Here is a 26,084-nt window from a genome sequence, read left to right on the forward strand (position 1 = left end):
GAGCGAGCATCGTCTCGTTTTTTTGGTTTACCTGCTTTTCATCAAGAATTTTAGAAATGAAAATTGTATAATAGAAGAATGACTAAAATCGAATTAAAAGCTGGTGAACGCTTAGATCAGATCGCGGCATCGAATGTCCAGATTATTCAAAGTCGAGAGGTTTTTTCCTTTTCGATTGATGCTATTCTCCTCGCAAAATTTCCGCGCCTTCCCAAAAAAGGAAAAATTGTGGATATGTGTGCAGGAAATGGTGCAGTGGGCCTTTTTGCCAGCTCAATGACTAATGCACATATTACAGAAATTGAACTGCAAGAACGTTTAGCAGAAATGGCACAGCGCTCCATTAAACTAAATGGCTTAGAAGAACAAATGACTGTTATCAATGATAACTTGAACAAATCTTTAGACTATATCAATACCTCAACAGTTGATTTAATTTTTTGTAATCCCCCATATTTTAAGCTGGATGAAGCAAGTCATATTAATGATAATCACCACTACACTCTTGCACGCCATGAGTTAGCGACAAATCTTGATGAAATTTTTGAAACCAGCAAGCGCCTTCTAAAAACAAATGGACATTTGGCCATGGTCCACCGCCCCGACCGTTTTTTTGAGATTATGGATAAAATGAAAGCTCATAATCTGATTCCTAAGCGTATTCAGTTTGTTTACCCAAAAGCCAATCAAGCAGCAAATATACTACTCATTGATGCGATTAAAGATGGGAAAGCTGGGGGAGAGGTTTTTCTTCCACCTTTGATTGTACATGGAGAGGATGGCGCTTATACAGAAGAAATTCGAAAAATCTATTATGGTGAAGCATAAACGTTTTAAGATTGATTATACCAGAGATTATCTGGTATTTTTTTATAAGAAAAAATGTAAAATTTTACAAAAAAGAGGATTTTACAAGAAAATATTTTCAAAAAATCCGTTCTTGTGTTATAGTAGGTATCTATTAAATTTTGGGAGAATTTTATTTAATGAATAAACGAATTTTAACACTTGGTGCACTTGCACTTGCCTCAGTAACTATCCTAGCTGGTTGTCGTGGTCGCAATACTGAATCAGCCGGCGCTGCAACAGACTTGAAGGTAGCGCTTGTCCCAAGTACAGGTGGGGTAGATGACCGTTCATTTAATCAATCCGCATGGGAAGGCCTACAAGAGTGGGGTAAAGAAAACGGTTTGTCACAATCAAAAGGTATTAACTACTTTAATGCAAGTGCCGTTTCTGAATATACAACCAACTTTAATTCTGCTGTTTCGGCAGGTTATGGTTTGGTATTCGGTGTTGGATTCGACCTCCAAGAAGCAACATCACAGGCAGCAAAAAATAATCCTGATACAAAATTTACAATTATTGACTCAGTGATAAAAGGGCAAGATAATGTTGCTTCAGCAACATTCGCAGACCAAGAAGCAGCCTATCTTGCAGGCGTAGCTGCAGCAAAAACCACTAAAACAGATAAAGTCGGTTTTGTTGGTGGGATGCAATCGGATATTATCACTGCATTCGAAAAAGGTTTCACAGCTGGGGTAAAATCAGTTAATCCAGATATAAAAATTGAAGTACAGTACGCAGGTACTTTTACTGATGCAGCCAAAGGCAAGACGATAGCTGCAGCAATGTATGGTTCAGGTAATGATGTTATTTATCAAGCAGCAGGTGGTTCTGGTGCCGGTGTCTTTTCTGAAGCTAAAGCTCTTAATGCTACAAAAAATGAAGCAGATAAAGTATGGGTTATTGGAGTAGACCAGGATCAAGAGTATCTTGGAAATTATAAATCTAAAGACGGAAAAGATTCGAACTTTGTCTTGGCTTCATCTGTTAAAGAAGTTGGCGTTGCTGTAAAAGATATTGCAAACAAAACTAAGGATGATAAATTTCCTGGCGGACAAGTTCTTAATTATAATCTAAAAAATGGAGGGGTTAGCCTTGCCAAAGATAACTTATCAGATAAAACGTGGAAAGAAGTTGAAGCGGCAAAACAAAATATTATTGATGGTAAAGTTACAGTGCCAGAAAAATAAAAAAAAGCCATCAAGGATGGTTTTTTTGTTTAATAAATCATATCGTAAAGTTCGATTGCTACAAGGTCGATGTCATCAAAGATAGAAACATCTTTTTGTTTTGGATATTTGATAGAAAAGGCAGTTTCTTCTGGCACGAAGCTTACAGTTGCAATAACTTCACCTTCGCGCTCAAAGTTGTAAGTTTCTTTTGGATCAGCCGTTTCAATCAAACGATTCAAACGATCCATGATTGCCATCAAATGTGATTTCATTATTTCCTCCAATGCTTATTTTAAGGGACTTTTTAATTGTCCCACAAGCCTTATTTCATATTTTCTTTATCTATTTTAACATAATTCTGTAGATTTTTAGCGAGTTTAGTTGCTTTTTTTGTTAAATATTGGGCCCTAATTTTTTCTCTACGGATGGAACGTTTCATTTGTCTTGACCATTTTTGTGTAACGACATCAAATTCTTCTAAGAAATGCTCAGAATTTTTACGTGCTTGGTATTCAACGATAGTATCTTGATAGAAGTTATATACTTGTTGCGCAAAGTTTTCTGCAGAAATTTCGTACAATTTTTTAGCAAATTTGTCTTGGTCAAGTGTTTGGCTTTCTTGCACCGCTGCGACGACTGTATCTACGATTTCTTCATCAGAAGCAAAGAGACGTCCAAACTCCTTATCATCAATAAGCTCTGTGAGATAAGGGTTTACGGTTGCTAAAACACGTGTACCGGCAGCTAGTGCTTCAAGATAAGTTAAACCTTGAGTTTCAGAAGTAGAGGCTGAAATGAAAAAGTCTGCGGCTTTATAGTAGTAAGCCGTTTTTGTATTTTCTACAGCTCCTGTAAAGACAACGTATTCTTCCAACCCTAGCTCAGCCACTTGCTCTTGGAGATTCTTCATATAGGGACCATCTCCGACAATGACCAATTTTACAGCAATTTGTTCCACCAACTGTGGCATAGCTGCCACAACTGCTTGAATGTTTTTCTCCGCCGCAATTCTGGAGAGACTAAGAAGCATTGTTTCATCATCTTTAAGTCCTAAGCTATGACGTAGATCTTGAATCTCTTCGTGAGTAATTTCATCTCGTTTGAAACGGGACAAATCAATACCTGTTGGGATAATTCGTTTAGGCAAGTCAATACCGTAGCCATTCACAGTATCTAAGACCATTTGGCTAGGACAAATAATAGCTTCACTACCGCGTAGGAAGTTCTTGATGATATACTTCACCATACTAGGGCGAATTAAATGTCCCTTGGCAATGTAATGGACGTAGTCCTCATATTTTGTATGTAAAGTATGGATGACAGGAATCTGAAGCTGTTGTGCGACCATCTTCCCTAAGATTCCCATACCAAATTCTGTCTGTGTGTGGATAATATCAAGTTGGTAAGTCTGTGCGATTTGATAAGCAGCAAAAACTCCCTTGATTACAATCTTACGTTCAGCAAGTGATACAAAAGGTACACTTTGGAAACGTATAATATTTTCAGGTTCATGATCAACATCAGCATGTGGATCTGTTGTAGTAAAGATAAAAACCTGATGTCCGAGTTTTTCTAACTCAATAGTTAAGCTTTGAATACTTGTAGCCACACCACTAATTTGTGGGAAGTAGCTGTCTGTAAAAATTCCGATTCTCATAGTCTTTCTCTTTTATAACTCCAAAGTTTGGCGATAAGCAGCAGCGAGTTCAGCGGCGACATGTTCAATGGCGCGTGTTTGTGCAACTTGATAGCCTTTTTCTGTTTTATCAATTGTACCGTTCAGTACTTTTTCGAGCTCAGCTACAAAACCGTCAACATTTGAGGCTAAACTAGCTGATGTGGTGTCAAGCCATCCTTTATAAACTGGTATATCACGTACCACGACATCTTGATGACTGGCCAATGCTTCTAAAACCACAATACCTTCGGTTTCCTCACGTGAAGGAAAGAAGAAGGCATCAGCAGCAGTCATTGCTCCTTCATAGATGTCCCCTTTGATATATCCAGGGAAGCGCACATTATCAGGATGGTTCTTTTTAACGATTCGACGTACCCATCCAGGGATGGTCCAAAGGTTTTGATAGCCGAACCAGATGAACTGAACATTTGGCATTTTTTCGGCAACTTTAACGAAATCGTCAATGCCCTTCCGTTTGAAATAAAGTCCGGCACAAATGACCACTTTTTGTTGGTCTTTAATCTTAAAATATTGGCGGAAAGCTTCCTCTTTCTCAGGTTTAGCTTGATATTTATTCAAATCAATCCCATTGGAGATGGGCAAGATAGGACAAGTCAAGCCATACCCACGTAAAAGTCCAGCTGAATAGTCGGTAGGTGTGATCACCAAATCAGCTTTACGATAAAAACGCATCAAGTAGCGTTTAAACAGAGGTGCAATTAAGTTAGAACCGAGAAATGAATCTCGGAAGTCTTCCTCTGTAGAATGCCCATGGAAGATGACTTTTTTCCCAGCTTTTTTGGCTTTTTTGAGCATCCGCCAACTTTGAGGTCCGTAAGTATTGAGATGGAGAATGTCATAGTCCTCATTGGGATTTTGGGTCCACTCTACTTGCATTAGATCTAATGCTCTTTGTTGATGTTTCATTGCACGACCAATTCCTGAGCGGCTCAAAATTTGTTCGGCTTCTAAATAAAGTAATATTTTCATGCTTATCACTATTTTACCATAATTTCATTAACAAAAAATAGATTTTTATCATATTTACTTATCAAAAAAACCCCTGTTTCAAGGGGAGATAATTCTTTAATTTTGCTTGTCAAAATTGATATCACTACTTGTTTTATCTAACTTGATATTTGTAGTAGCTTGTTTTCCGTCACGATAATAAGTTACCTTAATCGTATCACCAATTGAAGATTTATAAAGTGTGCTTTGAAGGTTAACACTTGAAGTGATTTCGTCATCATTGATTTTGACAATAACGTCGCCTTGCTTGAGTCCAGCTTTGGCAGCAGGCATTCCTGATTGAACTTCAGCGACAGCAACACCGTTCGTCACGTCTTCAGGAAGGTTGAGTGAAGCCAACATATTTTGTGAAAGACTTGATAGGTTAACCATTTGCACACCCAGAGCAGGTCGAATAACTTTGCCATCTTTTTCCAATTTATTGATAATATTGACGACATCATTGGCTGGAATCGCAAACCCCATGCCTTCTACAGAGACACCGCTGCTGCTTGTTCCGCTTGGTGTTGAGGTAATTTTACTTGAGGTGATCCCGATGACTTGTCCTTGTATATTGATGAGTGCACCGCCAGAGTTCCCGGGGTTTATTGCTGCATCTGTTTGAATAGCATTAACATTAATGGTTTGGCCTTGGCTGTTTTGCAATGTAACATTGCGATTAAGACTAGAAACAATACCTTCTGTTGCTGAGTTAGCATACTCACTTCCAAGAGGAGAACCAACGGCGATAGCAGGTTTACCAACAGTAAGTTTGTCAGAGTTGCCGAACGTTGCTGTTTCTTGGACATACTTGGCATCAATTTTGAGGACAGCTAAATCCGAATAAGCATCGGAACCAACAACTTCGGCAGTTACTTTTTGACCACCAGCCATGAGAACTTCTAAGGAAGACGCACCTTCAATAACGTGATAGTTGGTTACGATGTATGCGGTATTGCCGTCCTTTTTATAGATAACCCCAGAACCTTCTCCAGATAGCTGTGGTAAGTTACTCTCATTGCTGCTTGTGTCGCCTCCGCCGAAAATCTTTTCAAAGTCGTTGCTTGAAGACGATTTTTGGTAATTAAGTACGGAAACAACAGTGTTTGAAATTTTCTTGATTGCTTTGGTTGTATCTGTATTGACTTGTACGTTAACTGTACTTACAGAATTGTCCGAAGTATTATTAGATGACGGCGTGTTAGTCATATTTTGGTAGATAGCACTACCCCCAAGAGCGATAGCACCTCCGGCTACGCCCGTAATAAGTAATGAGGCGATATTTTTTTTTGCCATAGTACAAGAATCTCCTTTTCCAGTAAGAAATATTTATACACAAGTATAATGTACATTCCTTAAATAATCTTTAATATAATACTTATAATTGCGGGATACTCACATTTATATAATACCTTAAAAGCCCCTAAAATGGAAATAGAAAAACAAGTTTTCCACATTTATGTGTAAAACCCAATAATAATTGTGTACAAGTGAATAAAATTCACAGTTTATCCACAAGAATGTGGAAAAATTGTGAAAAATGTTGATAAATATAGCTTTCATTTTGCTTTCAACTGGGGAAAAAGATAAAATAGGGGAATGAAGATAAAATTAATTGTTGTAGGAAAGCTGAAGGAAAAATATCTAAAGGATGGAATAGCTGAATACCAAAAGCGTATGCGCACGATGAATCCTGTGGAAATCATTGAGTTGCCAGATGAAAAAATTCCGGACAATCCTTCAGAGAAGGAAAAGGAAGCAGTAAAAAATCGAGAAGGTGAAAAAATATTGGCTCGAATCGATGATGGGGATAAACTGGCTATCCTTGCTATTCAAGGCAAGCTAATGACCAGTGAGGATTTGGCTGAGTTTGTGAAGAACTGTGAAATTTATGGCACACGCCAGTTGGTTCTAGTAATTGGGGGATCTTTGGGGTTATCCGATGCTGTCTATAAACGAAGTGATTTACAAATTTCTTTTGGGCGATTCACTTTACCTCATCAACTAATGCGACTTGTGCTTATTGAGCAAATTTATCGCGCTCAAATGATAAATAGAGGGAGTGCCTATCATAAATGAAAATCCTAGAAGACTTTCATGCCCATGCTGATACAGAAAAGGCAAAGAAGCAAGAAGCTTACTTGCGTAACCAGTTTAAGTTTCTAGGGCTTCCAACACCGGTTCGTCGCGAGTTATCAAAAAGTTTCTTAAAAGAAAAAGCTGAAGAAAAGGTAATGGATTGGCAACTTGTTGATCACTTGTGGTCAGAAGAAGAAAGAGAATTTCAATATTTGGCATGTGACTATCTCCGAAAAATGAAGAAGTATCTAGATGCTACAGATTTGCACAAAATTTATCAGCTGGCAACGACCAAGTCTTGGTGGGAAACGGTGGATAGTTTAGATGAGTTAGTTGGGTATCTATTGCTTAGCGCAAAGATAAAAACAGAAGATATTTTGACATGGTCACTAGATGAAAACTTTTGGATTCGCAGAATTGCAATTGACTGTCAGCTCGGTTTCAAAGAAGCAACAGATACAGAGCTCTTGTCCGCCGTAATTCACAATAACTTAGGCTCAAAGGAATTTTTCATTAATAAAGCTATTGGTTGGGCTTTAAGAGATTATTCGAAGACCAATCCAAAATGGGTTGCTTGCTTTCTTGCCGAAAATGAAGAAAAACTTGCGAATTTGTCTTTGCGGGAAGCATCAAAGTATTTATAGACAGCCCTTACAAAATGTGCTATAATAGTCCTATTGTCTGTGGATAATCAATGTTTTAAAGGAGAATTTAATAAATGAATGTTATGTCTTTGATCTTTATGGTTGTTGTTGTAGGTGGGATGATGTTCTTCATGAACCGTAGCCAAAAGAAAGCTCAACAACAACGTCAAGAACAATTGAACTCAATGGTTATTGGCGCAGAAATCGTAACTATTGGTGGTTTACACGGTGTCTTGAGTGGCGTTAATGAAGCGGACGCGACAATCGAATTAGATTGTGAAGGCGTTATTTTGACTTTCGACCGTGCAGCTGTTAAAACAGTAAAAAATAACACTGCAGCACCAACAGTTTCTGAACCAACAGTTGTAGAAGAAACTAAAAAAGAAGATAACCCAATCGAAGAATAAGCAGTAAAAGATAAGTTTAAAAGCCTATCATTAATGATAGGCTTTTTGTTTTTCGAAAAACCCCTGATTATATTGGGAAAAAGGTCTTCGTTTTCTTTTTAAAGCCGCTGTTGAAGCGGCTTCCGAGCAAAAAGTATTGAATGTACCTGTGTTTTTATCCAAAATATGATAAAATGGGAGTACTAACTGTGAGGTGCTATGTTTAATAACTTAAAAAATAACTCGCAAGAGCAAATTCCAGTGCCACGGCATATTGGAATAATTATGGATGGAAATGGTCGTTGGGCGAAAAGTCAAGGGAAACCAAGAATTTTTGGTCATAAGGCCGGAATGGATGCCCTAAAAACGGCAGCTATCCACGGACAACGGCGTGGTGTAAAGGTGATGACTGTTTATGCTTTTTCAACAGAAAACTGGTCTCGTCCTATGGATGAGGTCAAGTTTATCATGAGTTTGCCCATCGATTTTTATAGTAAATATCTTCCGATTCTTAATGAAGAAAATATCCAAATTCGGATGATTGGCGAGCGTGAAGGTTTACCGAAAGCAACTTTAAATTCAATTGACCGTGCAGCTGCTGAAACAGCCAATAATACAGGAATGATTCTTAACTTTGCCATGAATTATGGTGGACGTCGGGATATCCTTTTGGCTATTCAGGAGCTGGCAAAAAGTGGTCAAGATTTGTCGGAAATAACGGAAGAAGAACTCTCGGCACATTTGCAGACATCAATTTTACCTGAAGATTTACGTGATCCAGATTTGATTGTCCGGACATCAGGTGAATTACGTTTGTCTAACTTTTTACCTTGGCAGGCTGCCTACAGTGAGCTTTACTTTACAGATGTAGCTTGGCCAGATTTTGATGAAGCAGCTTTAGATGCTGCTATTTTAGAGTTTCAAAAACGTGATCGCAGATATGGAGGAGTAAAATGATAAAGCGTATAATCACAGCTATTATCGGAGGAGCCGTTTTTATTGGCCTGATGTTGGCAGGCGGGGCGTATTTTCAAATTTTAATAGCATTGTTGGTTATTATAGCGATGAATGAACTGTTCAAAATGCACAAACTACAATTGATGTCTTTTGAAGGAATATTATCAACAATGGCTGCCCTATGTTTGGCATTACCAATCGGAAAATATTTTTTCGGTATGGATGTTGAAGGAAGTACCCTTCTCTTCATGCTTTGTTTATTTGGGATGTTGACAGCTATGGTTTTTTCCAAAGGTTCGTATAGTTTTGAGGATATTGGCTTTCCTTTTCTCTCAGCCTTCTATGTAGGTATTGGCTTTCAAAGCTTACTCTTGGCACGTGAGAGTGGATTGGCTGTCGTCTTTTTGGCCTTATTCATTGTTTGGTCTACAGATATCGGAGCATATTTCGTTGGCAAATCAATTGGAAAACGAAAATTAATACCCGATGTTTCGCCAAATAAGACTGTGGAAGGTTCTATTGGAGGTATCTTATCTGCAGTAGTCGTTGCGATTCTTATGTTCATCTTTTACAAAAATGAACTGCCTCAAATCGGCTTTGTAAAGCTTATTCTCTTCACTATTGTTTTTTCTATCGTAGGACAAATTGGAGATTTGGTAGAATCAAGCATCAAACGTCATTATGGGGTAAAAGATTCAGGGAAACTTTTACCGGGACATGGAGGCGTGCTTGATCGCTTTGATAATTTAATCTTTGTCTTCCCAATTATGCATTTATTAGGCTTGTTCTAAGCCTTGAGGTAAAATAATACGAAATAAAAATACTCTCACTTCACATTTTATTACGCTTTAGGTAAAATAGAGTGTTAAGGAGGGTTTTATTTCAAAGAAAATAAGAAATAAATAAACCTTTAAAGTTATTCGCTCACAAGCTGATGAAAAGCTAGAAGATTAAGGGAGGATCTTTATTGATTCAAACATTGGTAACATTTATCATTGTCTTTGGTATTATTGTTGTTGTACATGAGTATGGTCATCTATTCTTTGCTAAGCGCGCGGGGATTTTAGTCCGCGAGTTTTCCATTGGAATGGGCCCCAAAATTTTTGCACATCAAGCCAAAGATGGCACGTTTTATAGCATTCGTATACTTCCTCTTGGAGGTTATGTCCGCATGGCGGGCTGGGGCGATGATACAACGGAAATAAAAAAAGGAACCCCGGCATCTTTGATGATTGTTGAAAATCAGGTGGTTAAAATTAATCTTTCTGAGCGGGTGACTTTGGAAAATAGTGTCCCCATGCTGGTCACTGAATACGATTTTGAAGAAGCACTTTTCATCGAAGGAGAAGTTTTTGGTGAAACAAAACGTTATTCAGTTGACCATGATGCAACAATTATCGAAGCGGATGGCACGGAACTTCGTATCGCTCCACGCGACGTACAATATCAAAGTGCCAGCGTTCTCGGCAAGATTTTAACAAATTTCGCTGGTCCTTTAAATAACTTTATTTTAGGGATTATAGCTTTTATTATCATCACTTTTATGCAAGGTGGTGTACCTTCTAATACAAATCAAATCGGACAAGTCCAATCTGGCACCCCTGCTTATTCGGCAGGTTTACAGTCAAAGGATAAAATCCAAGCAGTCAATGGTGAAAAAACGAATAACTGGGAAGAAGTTGTCCAAAGGATCGGTGCAAATGATGGCAGTGAAATCAAGCTGGATATCGAACGTGCTGGTGCGACGAAGACACTGGAGCTCAAGCCAGAAAAAATTGACGGAAGATACCGCATTGGTATCACTCAAACAATCAAAACAGGCTTTTTAGATAAGCTAACGGGAGGCTTTACTCAGGCTGCTAATGCAACAACGTTGATATTTAAAGCTTTAGGTAACCTCATTGCACAGCCAAGTCTTGATAAACTTGGTGGACCAGTGGCTATTTATGATTTAAGTGGGCAAGCAGCCCGAGAAGGTCTATTATCTGTTATCGCTTTACTTGCCATGCTCTCAATCAATCTGGGAATCGTAAATTTAATCCCAATCCCCGTCCTTGACGGAGGGAAAATTGTCCTCAATATTGTTGAGGCCCTACGAGGCAAACCACTCTCACAAGAAAAAGAAGGAATTTTAACGCTTGTTGGTCTTGTCTTCATGGTGATTCTGATGATTGCTGTGACTTGGAATGATATTCTCCGAGCCTTTATTAGATAAGAAACGAAAAATTTAAGGAATAAAATATGAAACAATCAAAAATGCTTATACCAACGCTTCGCGAAATGCCAAGCGATGCACAAGTTATCTCACATGCTCTATTAGTTCGTGCCGGATATGTTCGTCAAATCTCTGCAGGTATTTACGCTTACTTGCCATTGGCAAATCGTGTGCTTGAAAAACTGAAAACAATCATGCGCGAAGAATTTGAAGAAATTGGTGCCGTGGAACTTTTGGCTCCTGCGCTTTTAACAGCAGACCTCTGGCGTGAATCAGGACGTTACGATACTTATGGGGAAGACCTCTACAAGTTGAAAAACCGCGATCATTCTGATTTTATTTTAGGTCCTACACATGAAGAAACAATGACGGCCTTGGTACGTGATGAAGTTACTTCATATAAGAAACTTCCTTTGAATGTTTACCAAATTCAATCGAAATATCGTGATGAAAAACGTCCACGTTATGGGTTGCTCCGCGGTCGTGAATTCATCATGAAAGATGGTTATAGTTTCCATGCAGACTATGAAAGTCTTGATGAAACTTACAACGACTACAAACGTGCTTATGAAAAAATCTTTAGTCGTGCAGGACTTGATTTCAAAGCAATCATTGGTGACGGTGGAGCTATGGGTGGTAAAGATAGCCAAGAATTCATGGCTATTACAGCTGATCGTACAGATTTGGAAAAATGGTTGGTTCTTGGAAATTCTATTGAATCTATTGATGAAATTCCAAATACAGTTATTGAACAAATCCAAGAAGAACTTGCCAAATGGCTTGTGGCAGGTGAAGACACAGTTGTTTATGCTGACGGTGGTGACTATTCTGCTAACCTGGAGATGGCAACAAACAAGTTTGAAAATATTGCCAGCTATACAGAAACGCTAGAACTTGAAAAAGTTGCTACTCCTGACGCGAAGACAATCGATGAAGTTGCTGCCTTTTTAGAAGCTGACGTTGCTGAAACGATTAAAACACTTGTTTTCCGTGCTGATGAAGAGTTGGTTGTGGTGCTGATGCACGGTAACGATGAGCTGAATGAAGTGAAACTCCAAAACTACTTAGGTGCAAGTTCTGTCGAACCTGCTACAGAAGCAGATGTTGAAAACTTAGCTGGTGCTCACTTTGGTTCACTTGGTCCTATCGGTTTGAAAGACGTTAAGATTATTGCTGACCGTGAAGTTCAAGCGGTTAAGAATGCTATCATCGGAGCAAATGAAGATGGCTTCCACTATCGTAATGCTAATTTTGGTCGTGATTTTGAAGTAGACGAATTTGTTGATTTACGCACGGTTAACGAAGGCGAAATGTCTCCTGACGGTCGTGGTACACTTAAGTTTGCGCGTGGTATTGAGATTGGACATATCTTTAAATTAGGCACACGCTACTCAGATTCAATGGGTGCCAACGTTCTTGACAAAAATGGTAAGGCAGTCCCAATCGTTATGGGTTGTTATGGTATCGGCGTGAGCCGTTTGCTTTCAGCAATTCTTGAACAATTTGCCCGCATTTACGTAGAGAAAACACCACGTGAAGAATACAAATTCAGTTGGTCAATCAACTTCCCCAAAGAGCTTGCACCATTTGATATTCACTTGGTACCAGTCAATACTAAAGATGAAGAAGCAATGGCTGTAACTGCTGAACTAGAAACTGCCCTTCGTGGTAAAGGCTATCAAGTTCTTGTGGACGACCGCAATGAACGTGCAGGAGTCAAATTTGCAGATAGTGATTTGATTGGCTTACCAGTTCGTGTAACGATCGGTAAAAAAGCAAGCGAAGGTATCGTTGAAGTGAAAATTCGTGCAACAGGTGAAGTTGTTGAGATCAATAAAGAAGAACTTGTCAATACGATTGAAATTTTGACGAAATAATAAAAAATTATAAAAACATCAAAAAATCGAGATTATTATAATCTCGATTTTTTTGTATGTGTTGATGAAATCAATACTCGAATTGTCTAATATTCGACAAGTAAATTAGTTAGCACGGTCATTGGCGTAAAAGGCTGACATTTACAAATTCAAATATATTTTGAAATTTCAATATTACTCCTTCTTATAATTCCAATATATTTGAAAGGAGCTAGTCTTAGCTAAATGGACTTATTGAAGAGTACTATTGGTTTTTGATAGATAGCATCACTAAAATACAGCACAAATATATTGAAAAAAAAGGTAAGGTTTAAAAAAGAATCTAGGTTTAGCGAATTGTATAATAACATTAAGAATTAAAATAAATCTTATAAACAAAACATTTTGCGTTAAACAATATTATGGGTTTAGGAATTGATATAAAGGTGGGTATATGGAAAAATTTTCATTTGAAATAGAAACAATATTTATTGATTCAGCAAGTACAGTAGAAGAAAAGGTCAAGCACTATTCTTCTGAAAAAGAAGGTATCTCAAATTATTTGGAAGAATGGCGTTCTGCGCGTACACTTCTAAATGATACTTATTTCAAGAAAATGTTGGAAACTGAAAAAATATCACTGAAAGAGTTCTCCTTTGCTTTACAGCCTATTGAACTAAAAGCGCATGGGAATGTCGAGTGGCTTAGCAAGCTAAAAAATATAATTGATGAGTTTGACTACAACACGGTTGAGTTTTCAGATGGTATTATTATCGTTTATCAACCATTTCTTGCTTTATTAAAAAAACAACTATTTAAAACAATTGATGAACTAAAGGAATTGACAGTTTCGGAAAATATAATTCAATCTTGTGTGGAAGCTGCAGGAGTGGAACTGTTCAATATCTTTGGAAAAATAATTGCTATTGAACTAGAACTCTATAAGCAAACAAATAGCTTTGAATCAAAAAATAGTACGGAGAAATTTCAAGAATTTCTTAAAAAAACTTATACATCAAAAGATGATTTGGTTTCATTCTATTCAAAGTATCCTGTTGCAGCTAGAGTTGCAACTGAGAGAATTCATTATTTAATAAATAATTTCAAGCTTATGTTTCAGAGACTTGATATAGACCTACCAAAACTAGGGGAAAAATTTCATTTAGAGACACTCGAATTGACAGAAATCCAACTTTCTACAGGAGATTCTCATCAACAAGGTAATGCTGTAACTATTTTAGTGTTCGGTAATAAAAAAGTAGTTTACAAGCCTAGAAATTTGGAGATTAGTTTATCATTTGAGAGGTTTATCACTTGGTGTTCCGAAAATTCTAACCTTCTTGATTTGAGGTTTCCTAAAGGGGCTTATAGGGAAGATTATTCTTACAACGAATTTATTGAAAAGAAAAATTGTGTTGATAGCGAAAGTGTAGAAAAATTTTATATCAGGTATGGTTATTTAGTCGCTATCTGCTATCTTTTAGGCATTAATGATTTGCATATGGAAAATATTATTGCTGAGGGTGAGTATCCAATCATCATTGATATTGAGACAATGTTCCAGCCTCATTTAATGTTTGAAAATGAATCTGTTTTTTCAAAAATAACTCATTATTTACAGCTTGATTCTGTTATGAATTCAAGTCTATTGCCCAAAAACCTTAATATTGGCATCAAGAAGGAGGTAGAGCTAAGCGCATTAAATGGCAAAGAAGTAAAAACTAACTCTAAAATTTTTGGCCCAACGGGAATAAACACGGATCAATTCCATTTTGAGCAACAAGATGCTTATTTTAAAGGAGGACATAATATTCCTCAAAATAACGATGATGAAGAGGTTGATTTTCAAGAATACCGCTTAAAAATTTTGGAAGGCTTTCAAGACTTCATGACCTTTGTAATGGAGAGAAAGCAAGAATTTATCCAGTTACTGGATGTATTTAAAGGGAAAAAGATTAGGGTACTAACCAAAGGAACGGAACAATATGCGATGATGTTGCGCTATGCCAGCCATCCAAACTATAATTCCGAAATGAAATACAGGGAAAGACTGATGATGAACGCATGGGCCTATCCATATAAGGATAAGCGGATTGTGAGTAGTGAGGTCAAAGATTTAATTTTTAACGACATTCCTATATTTTATGCCTATACTGATTCTACAGCTATTATTGATAGTCGTGATAAGAGCTATGATAATTACTTTAAAAGTTCGGGTATTCAAGATGCGGTACAGAGAATTCAAGCGTTTGATCAAACTAAAATAAGAGAGCAATACAAAATTATGCTTTTGGCGCTTGGAGTGTCAGATTCATATTTGAATGAGAAAACTAGATTTATTGCACTCTCAAGAATGACAAGAAAATTTGATTATATAAAAGAATCAGAAAGTATTGCTCGAGACCTTATTAAAGACATGGTACGATTCGAGGATGAGGTTTCTTTTGTGGATTTAGCGACTAATGACGAGCAACATTGGTATCTCGAATCTAGCGATGGCAGTCTCTATAGTGGTTTAAGTGGCATTGGATTACTGTTTTTAAATCTCTACCAAAAAACAGGTAAGGACGTCTATTTTTCTTACTATAAAAAATTGCTCAACACAGCAATTAAACATTCTAAACATCAGCCTTATAAAGGAGCTTTTGATGGGTGGCTTTCCCCTATTTACCCTATGTTGGTTGAATATAAAAATTTTGGAACTCTTGTAGACGAAGAATTTTTAAATCTAACCATTAAAAAACTAAATGAACTTTCAGACGAGCATGTCCAAAAATTTGAGCAGTTTGATTATATATCCGGATTAGCTGGAATTTTGCGCCTTATAGAAAAAATCAATAACACGCTTGAAGATAAGAAGGTTTCAAATCAAACAATAAAAATTATTGGATCTATTCTAAAAGAAAAAATTACGCAAAAAGACAAAAGCTTAAATTCGGTAGGCATCGCTCATGGTCTTTCAGGGATTGCTTTAGCACTCGTTTCAGGTCAAGAAGTAGATAAAGAAGCGATTAAAGACTTGTTTTCCAAAGAAATGTCATTACACATTAAAGATGAAGACAGGCACAAGTGGTGTTGGGGAATCCCCGGCATGATTCAAGCCAGAATAGAAGTTTTGAAATATTTTGAGAATCAAGATATTGAGAAACAGCTTAAACTACTAGTTGCAAAATTTGAAAAAGACCTTGATGAGATTCCATTGGACGATACGCTCTGTCATGGAACAGGGGGGATTTTGAAAACTATTGAAGAGCTATATAAGTGCAGCTCAGATGATAAATGGCGACTAAAAAGTCAGCAAATTTATGCAAATATCAAAGAAAATTCACTTTCTAGAGATTATAAAATAAAAAATCTGTCAGGTTCAGATATAAAAGGACTTTTTGATGGTAGAACTGGTCTGGGAAGTAGCTATTTGGGTGATTTACCAAATCTTATGTTATTAAACATCGAATGAGTTAAAGGAGTACATTTAACACATTTGATTTTTATAAAAAATACACTTTTATTGAGGTGGGAAAGGAGGAAATATGTCAGAAATTAATACAAACAAAATTGTTGGTGATGCATTTGAGGAGTTAACAATTGCAGAAATGACTCAGGTTCAAGGGACAGGTGATATGGAAGTACGCTCAACACCAATTTGTACGTTTACCGCTGGTGTAACCGTATCAATTGTGATAGTAAAAACGCTAAAAGGAAGATGTTAAGAGAAGGATATTCTATAGAAACAGGAGAGGTAAAAATATGTCAGATATTGATGTTAGTAAAGTTGTTGGCACTTCATTTGAAGAGCTGACAATTTCAGAAATGGTTCAAGTACAAGGATCAGGAGATGTCCAAGCTCGTACATCACCAGCTTGTTTATACTCAATTGCAGTAACAATAAAGACATCTTCAGTTTGGTGTGCAGGAGCATCCGCTGGGGCAGTAATTTCCATTGTACGATGTTAATTACTGATTGATTTAAGGAGGTACTCCTCCTTTCAGAGTGTAGACAAATTACTTTGTGAAGTATTTTCCCTGGAGTTCTGTAAGTTTGTTTTGTAAATTCTATGTACTGATTACTCCTCATTTTTGATAGTAAATAACTCAGTGAATGATTAGCTTTCTTGACTAAAGGTTTTTTCGTGTCCTTAGGGATTGTCAAGTAATAAAGTCAGTCATAGTCGGGAGAGGGGATTTCTGCGCATTATCTTACCAGTAGAAAACTTTCAATGAACATATAGCCTTGATCATATTGTTTGTCTATAACCTGTAAGGAGGTGTCTTTCCTTTTTATTACAGTAGCCAACTAAAGTAAATTAGTTAATACAAATTATGTAAATATTTTTAAATTAGAAAGAAGGATAATATGTTTTATGAACATTTAGATCAGTCTCTATTGCTTATTTTCTTTGTTATAACGGCGATTTTTTATCTTGTTAATAGAGTTTACCAGGATAAAAAAGAAAAAGAGTATCGTAATGACGAGCGCTGGAGAATGATTAAGTTAAAAGTGAAATCAGTTTCAATCGATTATGTAAACCTAGTGATGGTTGGCTTAGGAATACTTTTTATAGGGTTACCCATTACATTTCGTGTTAGCATTCAAATATCTGTAGAGCGTTTAGCTGCAATTACTTTTAATTTGTTAATGCTAAGATCAATGATTGAGTATTCTGCGCTTAGATATTTTGATAAGCGTATGTAACCATTGTATTGTGAAAACGATACAATGAAAAGATAGTCTTTCTTATTAAGGAGAAGTGTAAAAATGCAAGAATAGGATTAGAACTATGATAATGAAATTTAATATTGTAGTACTTTGAAAAGAATATTAAGCAAAGAGGACATTTCTTGTTTAGCTTGAAATGTTCTCTTTAATCACAGATAGTATAGGGAGGAATACTGAATATGATATTTATTACGATATTGATCACTTTTATATTTTTACTTATTAATTCACTTGAGGGCACCAAAAAAATAAAAAACAAGGATAATACACAATATAAAAGTTTATTAGTGAAAAGAAATAGTGTCCTCATTAATATTACAGATGGTTTTTTAGTGACACTAGGCATCGTCTTAACAACTGTGACATTACCTGGTTTTTTGGGTGATATTTCAATTTTAATTCGTTCAAATGATGTACTCCTAATATTTTTATTTCTTCTTACTGCTAGAAGTTTGTTAGGGTATCTTGTGTTGAGATACTATGAAAGGGCTGACTAAATGAAAAAAATATTTATTCTAAACGGGAGTAGAAGAAAAGAGGGGAACACAGCAACTTTTATTTCCAATATTACTGATAAATTGAAAGGGTGTGAAATCGAAATAGCACACCCCCAAGACTTCAATCTGAAAGCATGTAAAGGCGGTGAGGAGTGCTTTCTTGAAGCAGGTTGTGTTGAAAAGGACGACTTGCCAATTTTAGAAGAAAAAATCCTTAGTTCAGATTTATTAATCCTAGCTTCTCCTGTATATCTTCATTACATGACTGGTGAATTAAAAATGATTTTAGATAAATTGGCTTGGTGGGCGCATACGCTACGCTTGCAGGGGAAACCTGTTGTTTTATTGAGCACTTGTTCCACTAATGGACAAGATACGGTGATTAATCCCTTAGGGGAAATCATGAATTTTATGGGTGGAAATGTTATTGCAACGGCTAATGCATCAATGGTGCCTGACCAAATCAATAATCCTGAGTGGCTTGATAGCGTTTCAGAAGAAATATCATCCAGAATTACTAAAAGTATCATAGATTATCCAAAAGCAAATATTTTTACTGAAAAGATATTTAGTGCAAGTCGAATATCGATGTTAGAACAGGTCAGTTATTTTGAAGATAATGATATTAAAAATGGGAAACTAGAATTTTGGAAAATCTCAGGAATGCTTGAATTTGAGAGCTTCTCTGAATACTTGGTGTCTAAATATCAAAATAAGGAGAGTTAGTTTATGAAGGTGCGCTTCCAACAACAAAGTGAGCATTCTGAATGTGGTTTGGCTTGCGCAACAATGATGATTGACTACCTTGTTAAGAAAGTAAATATTGCCGAGCTAAGAGAAAAGTATGGTGTCCCTAATGGCGGCTATAATCTTTTTCAAATGGGAAGTGTTTTAGAGGAGTATGGCGTTGTGTCGAAGGCTGCGAGAATTAACGCAGAATCTGTGCAATCAATTCCAACTCCTTTTATTGCTTTCTGGGACTTGAAGCATTTTGTGGTGGTAGAAAAAATCATAAGAAAGACCATTCATGTTGTTGATCCAGCCTTGGGAAAAAGAAAGCTGTCTTTCGAGGCTTTTAAAGAACATTTTTCAGAGGTGGTGCTCTACTCTACAAATGACGGGCATAGAAGAAGAAAAATTTCTAAAATAAATAATACTCTTAAAGAAAGTGTTTTGGAAAATAAAAAATTGTTAGTCGTTACTCTTAGTTTTTCGCTTTTTTCCCACTGTGTAAGCCTACTTATTCCATTCGTAATTCAAAGCATTATTGACTCAAGTACTAAAATGCCTTTTCAATCTTTTTTGATAGGGATTATTTTGATGATTGTTTTTTACTTTGTTATTAACATGGTAAAAATAAGGCTTTTAGTGAGGCTTCAAACAAGAATAGACAAAACCTTACTTGGAAATACGATTCATCAATTACTACACCTTCCTTATTCATATTTTGTCAACCGAAGTAAGGGAGAGCTGATTTATAGAATCAATTCAAATTCTTATATTAGACAAATCCTTGTTGATCAAGTTCTGGAGTTAGCTTTGAGCCTCTTATTTATTGTTGTTTATATATTCATTATGTTTTGGATGAATATGTTTTTAGCGCTAATCACAATCATTATCGTAACCATACTGATAGGTGTTTCGATAATTAATGCCAAAATTAATCAGAAAATTGTACAAAATCAGATGGTTGTCATGACTAAATCACAAGACATAGTTAACGAGATGATAAACAATATCTTCACAGTCAAGGCGACAAATTCTTACGAATATATTTACAAGAATTGGAGTGATAATTTTGGACAACAAATCATTATGGAGAGAACGAAAGCAAAGTATTCTTCAATCCTGACAAATATTCCAAACAGCATTCAAAGTTTTTATCCACTTATTATTTTTTTCTTTGGCTACTTGATGGTACAAAGCCAGGAAATGACACTAGGTACTGTCGTGGCCTTTAGCTCAATTGGGGTTATGTTTTTGACGCCAGTACTATCTATTACGAATGTATACAATCAGTTGTTGATGATAAAGGTGTATATTGATAGGTTACTGGATATCTTAGAAACGAAGCAAGAACGTAATGAGGGTGAATTTACGCTTGAGAATTATACTGGAAAGATTGATTTAGAGAATGTCACTTATAGATATAGTCGTTTTTCTGAAGCAGCTATAAAAAATGTTTCTTTATCAATTCAACCCCATCAAAAACTTGCAATTGTCGGAGCTAGCGGTTCAGGTAAGTCCACGCTCCTTAAAGTAATGGCTAGCCTATTTCCAGTTGAGAGTGGGAAAGTTTACTATGATGATGTTGAACATGAAAAAATAGTACTTAAAAGTTTACGAAAAAATCTTGGAATTGTTCTTCAGGAGAATATTTTGTTCAGTGGTACTTTTAGAGAGAATATCCTTATGGGGAGAAAATTTTCGGATGATGAGCTGTTAAGGAGTATTCAAATTGCAAATTTAGATGATCTTGTTGCCTCGTTCCCTCTAGGTGTGGAAACTAAAATTTCGGAAAATGGTCAAAATTTCTCAGGTGGAGAGAGACAACGGATATCAATTGCCAGAACAGTTATTTCTCAACCGAAGGCGATTTTTATGGATGAACCCACAAGTGGTTTAGACAACATCACTGAAAAAATTTTGATGGCCAATATATTTAAACTTCCTGCAACGGTAATCGTTGTGGCACACAGATTGTCTATGATTGCGGAGTTTGACCAAGTGATTGTTATGGGAGAAGGAAAAATTGTTGGAAAAGGTACGCATCAGGAACTTTTAGAGACTTGCCAAGAATATCAAAAGCTATATAAAATAAGCGAGAATTAAAAATTAGTAATAAAGACACGGCTTCTCGTAAAGGAAGTTTAGTGCTGCATGTATTTGAAAATATAAAAATAGTAAAAAAGCACACATGTTGCTTTTTTGTTATAATGGAGGATACAGAAAAAATAGAGATATGCGGAGAAAAAATGGAAAATCTTTTTGAAAAACTGATGGATCAAATAAAAATGCCAAATCAAATTCGCGAATCGGCTCTTTTTTCCAGTGCAGAAATTGAAAATGTCGAAGTACATACAGAGCGTAAGCTTTGGAAGTTCCAATTAAAATTTGAGAAAATCTTGCCAGTTGAACAGTGGAAGGTTTTGTCTGGATTGATTGAGTCTGCTTTTTCAACTATCGCTGAGACAGAACTTTCGATAACAGTTGACCAACCAGAATTTGATGAGGCGATGCTCAACGATTATTATCAGCTTGCATTAACTTTACCAAACTTAGCAGATACAGCTTTTGCGAATATTTTTAAAAAATATCAGATAGAGCAACGAGGTGTTCAGATCAATCTTTTGGTTGAAGACAATCCCCAGTTGGATCATTTTGTAAAAAAAGACTTCCCTATCTTAGAAGAAAAGTTGAAAGATTTTGGCTTTGGAGCACTTACTATTCGCCCTGTTGTTGATGAAAAGTTAACCTTGGAAAAACGAGAAGCACATGAACGTAAAGTGCATAACATGTTGGCTGCAGAGTCAGCATCTCAACAGCAGATAAGTGAACTCAAAAAGCAGCGTACGGATGAAGCGAGCGCCAAAACCGAAAGAGCACCTGAAAAAATTGATACAGCCTTGTCAGAAGGAATTTCATTTGGACGTAAAATAAATGGTACAAGCCCCGTGACTTCGATGAGTTTTATAGCTGGTGAGGGAAGTGGCGTTGTTTTTGAAGGTTATGTCTTTGATGCGCATCATCGTGAGTTTGCCAGCAATGGCACAGGCAAAGTTAATCATGTCTTGGAGATGAAGATTGCGGATGAAACTTCCATATTTCAAGTTGTTAAATGGGGACGTAAAGACCATGAAATAGCTCAATTTGACACCATCGTGGAGAAAGTCAAGGCTGCCAATACAAGTGAAGATGGTACGATTCAATTTGATCAGGGCATCTGGCTGCGTGTGCGGGGAAATATTGCACATGATGTTTATAAGGACGATCTAGTCATGACCGCAAATGATGTCGTCGAAATTGCTAAAAAAGAAGATTGTAGCCGAGTTGCAGCACAAATTAGTGCTGTAAAATCAGATAAAATTCAGATAGGGCGTGAGATTAAAAATTCTGAGCCAATCACACCGATGCGTTCGGTCAGTGAATTTTCAACTCATGGTGCTTTGGTGTTTGAAGGCTATATCTTCAAGAGTGAGCTACGCGAGATTAAATCACGCAAGACAGGAAATATTAGCCATCTGTTAGAGATTGAGATGACGGACTATACATCCAGCTTTTATATTTCAAAATGGGTCCGTGGAGATGAGGAAATTGCTGTAGCTAAACAGCTTGCTGGCATTTGGGCGCGTGTACGTGGGACAGTGCAGCATGATGACTATAAAAAAGATCTTGTCCTCCAGATGAGTGACTTGCAAGAGATACCGACACAAAGAGTACGAGAAGACAAGGCAGCTGAAGGAGACAAACGTGTGGAATTCCATAGCCATACAAATATGTCAACTATGGATGCGATGCCTCCTGCAAGTAAACTTGTCGCCCAAGCTGCGAAGTTTGGTCATAAAGCAATTGCCATTACAGACCATGCGGGTCTTCAAGCTTATCCTGAAGCCCATCAAGCCGGAAAAAAACATGGTGTAAAAATTATCTATGGCGTAGAGGCAAATCTGGTAGAGGACAAGATTCCCATTGTGTTCAATGAAGAAGATGTCAATATGTATGAGTCAACTTATGTTGTCTTTGACGTGGAAACGACAGGATTATCTGCTGTCCATAATGACTTGATTCAAATTGCCGGAACTAAGATGCATAAGGGAAATCCTATTGGCGAGTTTGATGAATTTATTAATCCTGGTTATGCCATTAGTGATTTTACAACGGAATTAACAGGTATTACACAGGACCATTTAAAAAATGCAAAACCTTTGTATGACGTTTTGAAAGCCTTTCAAGATTTTTGTCAAGGCAGTATCTTGGTAGCCCATAATGCTACCTTTGACGTTGGCTTTATGAATATGAATTATCAGCGAAATGGCTTGCCAATCATTAAGCAACCTGTGGTTGATACTTTGGAATTCGCTCGTAATCTGTACCCAGAGATGAAGCGTTTTGGTTTGGGACAATTGACGAAAAAGTTTCAGATTGGTTTAGAGCATCACCACATGGCCAACTATGATGCGGAAGCTACGGGGCGTTTATTATTTGTATTCCTTAATGAAGTACGCGATCGTTTTGGGTGGACATCGCTGATTGACTTGAACGATAAACTCGTAGCGGAAGATTCTTTTAAGAAAGTTCGTCCAAACCACGTCACACTTTATGCTCAAACACAAGCAGGTTTGAAGAATTTATTTAAACTTGTAAGTTATTCTAATGTTAAGTATCTTGCTGGTGTACCACGTATTCCGCGATCCGTTTTGCAAGAACATAGAGAAGGCATCATCGTAGGGTCAGCCTGCAAATCAGGCGAAGTTTTCGATGCAATAACAAACAAAACATTTGAAGAAGCATTAGAAATTGCGAAGTTTTATGACTTTATTGAAGTTATGCCGCCAGCGCTGTATCAATCTCTTGTTGTCGGTGGTAACTTTAAAAATGAAAAAGAGCTCCAACAAACGCTGAAAGACTTGATTAAGCTCGGTAAGAAATTAGGCAAACCAGTCTTAGCTACTGGTGATGCTCATTACCTTAACCCAGAAGATGCGATAAATCGAGAGATTATTATACGTTCGTTGGGTCAAGGGGCAGAAATCAACTGGAACCAAGGGCGAGGCGAACATGCCAAACCTCTACCTTTGCCTGAAGCGCATTTCCGTACGACAGATGAAATGTTGGACGAATTTAGCTTCTTAGACGAAGCCACAGCGCGTGAAATTGTGATCACTAATACGCAAGAAATGGCAGAGCGGTTTGAAGAATTAACGCCTGTAAGAGATGATCTTTACACACCGAAAATGACCTTTGAGGGTGGAGAAAGTTCCGAAGAGCGCATCACGCGTTTGACTTATGAGAAAGCGCACGAGTGGTATGGCAATCCTTTGCCAGATATTGTAGATGCGCGTTTGGAAAAAGAGTTACGTTCTATTATAGGGAATGGCTTCTCCGTGGTTTATATCATTTCGCAAGAACTTGTACGGCGTTCAAATGAACGTGGTTATATAGTAGGTTCTCGTGGATCAGTGGGTTCGTCACTTGTAGCTACAATGATTGGTATTACCGAGGTTAATCCTCTCGCACCGCATTATCGCTGCCCGGAATGTCAATATTTTGAATGTTATGATGATGGGAGCTACGGCTCAGGTTATGATATGCCTGACAAAGAGTGTCCAAAATGTGGACATAAGTTGGTTAAAGACGGTCACGATATTCCCTTTGAAACTTTCCTGGGGTTCAAAGGTGACAAAGTACCCGATATTGACTTGAACTTCTCGGGAGATGATCAGCCTTTAGCCCATTTGGATGTCCGTGATATTTTTGGGGAAGACTACGCTTTTCGTGCGGGAACAATTGGTACAGTAGCCGAAAAAACAGCATTTGGTTTTGTCAAAGGTTATGAACGAGATTACAATCAGTTTTATAGCAATGCTGAAATTGATCGTTTAGCCATGACTTCAACAGGTGTTAAACGTACAACTGGACAACACCCGGGCGGGATTATCGTTATTCCAAACTATATGGATGTCTATGATTTTACACCTGTGCAATATCCAGCTGATGATGTGCGTGCGGAATGGCAAACTACCCACTTTGATTTCCATGCGATTCATGACAACATCTTAAAACTTGATATTCTTGGGCATGATGATCCGACAATGATTCGAAAACTCCAAAGTTTATCGGGGATTGTACCACAAGATATTCCCATGGACGATGAGGAGGTAATGAAACTCTTTACAGGTACAGAATCGTTGGGGATTACGGAGGAACAGCTTGGTGCAAAGCTTGGAACATTAGGTATTCCTGAGATGGGGACCTTCACTTCAATGAACATGATTGCTGAAGCTAAACCTAAAACTTTTGCGGATTTACTGCAAATTTCAGGACTTTCTCATGGTACCGATGTTTGGGCAGGTAATGCTCAAGAATTGATCCGCTCAGGTATTGCTGACTTGTCCAGCGTTATCGGTTGTCGAGATGATATTATGGTTTATCTGATACATGCTGGTTTAGACGAATCCATGGCCTTTAATATTATGGAACGTGTACGTAAAGGGATGTGGAGCAAGATTGGGGCAGAAGAAAGAGAAACCTATGTTAATGCAATGCGTGAGCATGGTGTACCAGATTGGTATATTGAATCTTGTTCGAAAATCAAGTATATGTTCCCAAAAGCCCATGCAGCTGCCTACATTATGATGGCGCTTCGTGTTGCTTATTTCAAAGTGCATAAGCCGATTCTCTACTATTGTGCATGGTTTTCTATTCGTGCAACGACATTTGATGTTGCAACGATGGGAGCAGGATTAGATGCTGTCAAGGCGAAGATGAAGGAAATCCGTGATAAAGGTTTCGATGCAACAAACACTGAGGTCTCTTTAATGACAACGCTCGAGCTTTGTAACGAAATGCTTGAACGCGGTTATAAATTTGGCAAGATTGATCTCTACCGAAGTGAAGCCACAGAGTTTGTTATTGATGGCGATACATTGATTCCACCATTCATTACAATGGATAGCTTGGGCGAAAATGTTGCCAAACAACTTGTTGAAGCCCGCAAAGAAGGAGAGTTCTTAAGTATTATGGAACTTCGTAAACGAGGAGGCGTGTCACAGACAGTTGTTGACAATATGAAATCTATGGGAATTCTCCAAGGAATGCCAGAAGATAATCAATTAAGTCTCTTTGAAGACCTCTTTTAATAAAAAAACGAAAAATCAGACGGATTCCGTCTGATTTTTCATATGCCAAGAACGTGACAACGGCGGGGTTTTCCGAACGAAGGCAAAAAAAAACAGAAAAAAGGACAGTTTATTCTTGACAGAAGGGAGTGAGTTTGATAGAATATAATAGTTGTCGCGAGAGAGCACAT

The 26,084-nt window shown here is 37.3% G+C and carries 19 protein-coding genes and 2 pseudogenes; 17 read left to right on the forward strand and 4 right to left on the reverse strand.

What is annotated here, in order from left to right; translation table 11 throughout:
* Positions 1–78: 78 nt before the first annotated feature.
* A complete protein-coding gene (locus tag VNN39_RS04100; RefSeq protein WP_213497223.1) occupies positions 79–828 on the forward strand; it encodes a tRNA1(Val) (adenine(37)-N6)-methyltransferase in 750 nt (249 codons plus the stop codon).
* A 158-nt stretch (positions 829–986) separates the two neighbouring features.
* Complete coding sequence (locus tag VNN39_RS04105; RefSeq protein ID WP_017369973.1) at positions 987–2,036, forward strand: BMP family lipoprotein; 1,050 nt, start codon at positions 987–989, stop codon at positions 2,034–2,036.
* A gap of 29 nt (positions 2,037–2,065) precedes the next feature.
* Here VNN39_RS04105 and VNN39_RS04110 read toward each other — a convergent pair whose 3' ends face one another.
* The 4 genes from VNN39_RS04110 to VNN39_RS04125 form a co-directional block, all read right to left on the reverse strand.
* Complete coding sequence (locus VNN39_RS04110) at positions 2,066–2,290, reverse strand: YkuJ family protein (RefSeq protein WP_017369972.1); 225 nt, start codon at positions 2,288–2,290, stop codon at positions 2,066–2,068.
* 50 nt (positions 2,291–2,340) lie between these two features.
* A complete protein-coding gene (locus VNN39_RS04115; RefSeq protein WP_338997925.1) occupies positions 2,341–3,675 on the reverse strand; it encodes a glycosyltransferase family 4 protein in 1,335 nt (444 codons plus the stop codon).
* Positions 3,676–3,687: 12 nt separating this feature from the next.
* Positions 3,688–4,686, reverse strand: coding sequence for a glycosyltransferase family 4 protein (locus tag VNN39_RS04120; protein WP_096368976.1), 999 nt, complete (start codon positions 4,684–4,686; stop codon positions 3,688–3,690).
* Between the two features lie 96 nt (positions 4,687–4,782).
* On the reverse strand, positions 4,783–6,000 hold the full coding sequence (locus tag VNN39_RS04125; RefSeq protein ID WP_339007251.1) for a S1C family serine protease: 1,218 nt from the start codon (positions 5,998–6,000) through the stop codon (positions 4,783–4,785).
* Positions 6,001–6,303: 303 nt separating this feature from the next.
* On the opposite strand from VNN39_RS04125, the gene rlmH reads away from it, so the two are divergent.
* From rlmH to VNN39_RS04195, 15 genes and pseudogenes are all read left to right on the forward strand, one after another.
* Positions 6,304–6,783, forward strand: a complete 480-nt coding sequence (gene rlmH / locus VNN39_RS04130; protein ID WP_096368977.1) for a 23S rRNA (pseudouridine(1915)-N(3))-methyltransferase RlmH — start codon at positions 6,304–6,306, stop codon at positions 6,781–6,783.
* A complete protein-coding gene (locus VNN39_RS04135; protein ID WP_270741305.1) occupies positions 6,780–7,427 on the forward strand; it encodes a DNA alkylation repair protein in 648 nt (215 codons plus the stop codon). Before rlmH ends, VNN39_RS04135 begins: the two co-directional genes overlap by 4 nt.
* A gap of 74 nt (positions 7,428–7,501) precedes the next feature.
* A complete protein-coding gene (yajC, locus tag VNN39_RS04140; protein ID WP_017369966.1) occupies positions 7,502–7,834 on the forward strand; it encodes a preprotein translocase subunit YajC in 333 nt (110 codons plus the stop codon).
* A gap of 198 nt (positions 7,835–8,032) precedes the next feature.
* Positions 8,033–8,770 (forward strand): isoprenyl transferase, encoded by a 738-nt coding sequence (locus VNN39_RS04145; protein ID WP_017369965.1) that lies wholly within the window; start codon positions 8,033–8,035, stop codon positions 8,768–8,770.
* A complete protein-coding gene (locus VNN39_RS04150) occupies positions 8,767–9,561 on the forward strand; it encodes a phosphatidate cytidylyltransferase (RefSeq protein ID WP_017369964.1) in 795 nt (264 codons plus the stop codon). The genes VNN39_RS04145 and VNN39_RS04150 overlap by 4 nt, the downstream gene beginning before the upstream one ends.
* Before the next feature lie 176 nt (positions 9,562–9,737).
* Entirely contained in the window at positions 9,738–10,985 is a 1,248-nt protein-coding gene (gene rseP / locus VNN39_RS04155; protein WP_213497234.1) for an RIP metalloprotease RseP, read from the forward strand.
* Between the two features lie 26 nt (positions 10,986–11,011).
* On the forward strand, positions 11,012–12,862 hold the full coding sequence (locus tag VNN39_RS04160) for a proline--tRNA ligase (protein WP_017369962.1): 1,851 nt from the start codon (positions 11,012–11,014) through the stop codon (positions 12,860–12,862).
* Positions 12,863–13,295: 433 nt separating this feature from the next.
* Positions 13,296–16,298, forward strand: coding sequence for a type 2 lanthipeptide synthetase LanM (gene lanM / locus VNN39_RS04165; RefSeq protein WP_339007252.1), 3,003 nt, complete (start codon positions 13,296–13,298; stop codon positions 16,296–16,298).
* 73 nt (positions 16,299–16,371) lie between these two features.
* Complete coding sequence (locus VNN39_RS04170; RefSeq protein WP_338997935.1) at positions 16,372–16,551, forward strand: lichenicidin A2 family type 2 lantibiotic; 180 nt, start codon at positions 16,372–16,374, stop codon at positions 16,549–16,551.
* Positions 16,552–16,651: 100 nt separating this feature from the next.
* Complete coding sequence (locus VNN39_RS04175; protein WP_338998088.1) at positions 16,652–16,795, forward strand: mersacidin family lantibiotic; 144 nt, start codon at positions 16,652–16,654, stop codon at positions 16,793–16,795.
* A gap of 400 nt (positions 16,796–17,195) precedes the next feature.
* Positions 17,196–17,534: a hypothetical protein gene (locus VNN39_RS04180; RefSeq protein WP_338997937.1), complete on the forward strand. Its 339-nt coding sequence runs from the start codon at positions 17,196–17,198 to the stop codon at positions 17,532–17,534.
* Between the two features lie 521 nt (positions 17,535–18,055).
* Positions 18,056–18,781, forward strand: coding sequence for an NAD(P)H-dependent oxidoreductase (locus VNN39_RS04185; RefSeq protein ID WP_338997939.1), 726 nt, complete (start codon positions 18,056–18,058; stop codon positions 18,779–18,781).
* A gap of 3 nt (positions 18,782–18,784) precedes the next feature.
* On the forward strand, positions 18,785–20,887 hold the full coding sequence (locus tag VNN39_RS04190; protein ID WP_338997941.1) for a peptidase domain-containing ABC transporter: 2,103 nt from the start codon (positions 18,785–18,787) through the stop codon (positions 20,885–20,887).
* A 143-nt stretch (positions 20,888–21,030) separates the two neighbouring features.
* Positions 21,031–21,636 (forward strand): annotated as a pseudogene (locus tag VNN39_RS10100) (PolC-type DNA polymerase III N-terminal domain-containing protein); the annotation flags it as partial.
* A gap of 441 nt (positions 21,637–22,077) precedes the next feature.
* Positions 22,078–25,914 (forward strand): annotated as a pseudogene (locus VNN39_RS04195) (PolC-type DNA polymerase III); the annotation flags it as partial.
* Between the last annotated feature and the right edge of the window lie 170 nt (positions 25,915–26,084).

Source organism: Lactococcus formosensis, from assembly GCF_037892375.1.
GTDB classification, from domain to species: Bacteria; Bacillota; Bacilli; order Lactobacillales; family Streptococcaceae; genus Lactococcus; species Lactococcus formosensis.

Excerpts from the sequence above, each read along its gene's own strand:
- VNN39_RS04100 (WP_213497223.1), top strand. The coding sequence starts at position 79 with ATGACTAAAATCGAATTAAAAGCTGGTGAACGCTTAGATCAGATCGCG.
- VNN39_RS04105 (WP_017369973.1), top strand. The coding sequence starts at position 987 with ATGAATAAACGAATTTTAACACTTGGTGCACTTGCACTTGCCTCAGTA.
- VNN39_RS04110 (WP_017369972.1), bottom strand. The coding sequence starts at position 2,290 with ATGAAATCACATTTGATGGCAATCATGGATCGTTTGAATCGTTTGATT.
- VNN39_RS04115 (WP_338997925.1), bottom strand. The coding sequence starts at position 3,675 with ATGAGAATCGGAATTTTTACAGACAGCTACTTCCCACAAATTAGTGGT.
- VNN39_RS04120 (WP_096368976.1), bottom strand. The coding sequence starts at position 4,686 with ATGAAAATATTACTTTATTTAGAAGCCGAACAAATTTTGAGCCGCTCA.
- VNN39_RS04125 (WP_339007251.1), bottom strand. The coding sequence starts at position 6,000 with ATGGCAAAAAAAAATATCGCCTCATTACTTATTACGGGCGTAGCCGGA.
- rlmH (WP_096368977.1), top strand. The coding sequence starts at position 6,304 with ATGAAGATAAAATTAATTGTTGTAGGAAAGCTGAAGGAAAAATATCTA.
- VNN39_RS04135 (WP_270741305.1), top strand. The coding sequence starts at position 6,780 with ATGAAAATCCTAGAAGACTTTCATGCCCATGCTGATACAGAAAAGGCA.
- yajC (WP_017369966.1), top strand. The coding sequence starts at position 7,502 with ATGAATGTTATGTCTTTGATCTTTATGGTTGTTGTTGTAGGTGGGATG.
- VNN39_RS04145 (WP_017369965.1), top strand. The coding sequence starts at position 8,033 with ATGTTTAATAACTTAAAAAATAACTCGCAAGAGCAAATTCCAGTGCCA.
- VNN39_RS04150 (WP_017369964.1), top strand. The coding sequence starts at position 8,767 with ATGATAAAGCGTATAATCACAGCTATTATCGGAGGAGCCGTTTTTATT.
- VNN39_RS04160 (WP_017369962.1), top strand. The coding sequence starts at position 11,012 with ATGAAACAATCAAAAATGCTTATACCAACGCTTCGCGAAATGCCAAGC.
- lanM (WP_339007252.1), top strand. The coding sequence starts at position 13,296 with ATGGAAAAATTTTCATTTGAAATAGAAACAATATTTATTGATTCAGCA.
- VNN39_RS04170 (WP_338997935.1), top strand. The coding sequence starts at position 16,372 with ATGTCAGAAATTAATACAAACAAAATTGTTGGTGATGCATTTGAGGAG.
- VNN39_RS04175 (WP_338998088.1), top strand. The coding sequence starts at position 16,652 with ATGGTTCAAGTACAAGGATCAGGAGATGTCCAAGCTCGTACATCACCA.
- VNN39_RS04180 (WP_338997937.1), top strand. The coding sequence starts at position 17,196 with ATGTTTTATGAACATTTAGATCAGTCTCTATTGCTTATTTTCTTTGTT.
- VNN39_RS04185 (WP_338997939.1), top strand. The coding sequence starts at position 18,056 with ATGAAAAAAATATTTATTCTAAACGGGAGTAGAAGAAAAGAGGGGAAC.
- VNN39_RS04190 (WP_338997941.1), top strand. The coding sequence starts at position 18,785 with ATGAAGGTGCGCTTCCAACAACAAAGTGAGCATTCTGAATGTGGTTTG.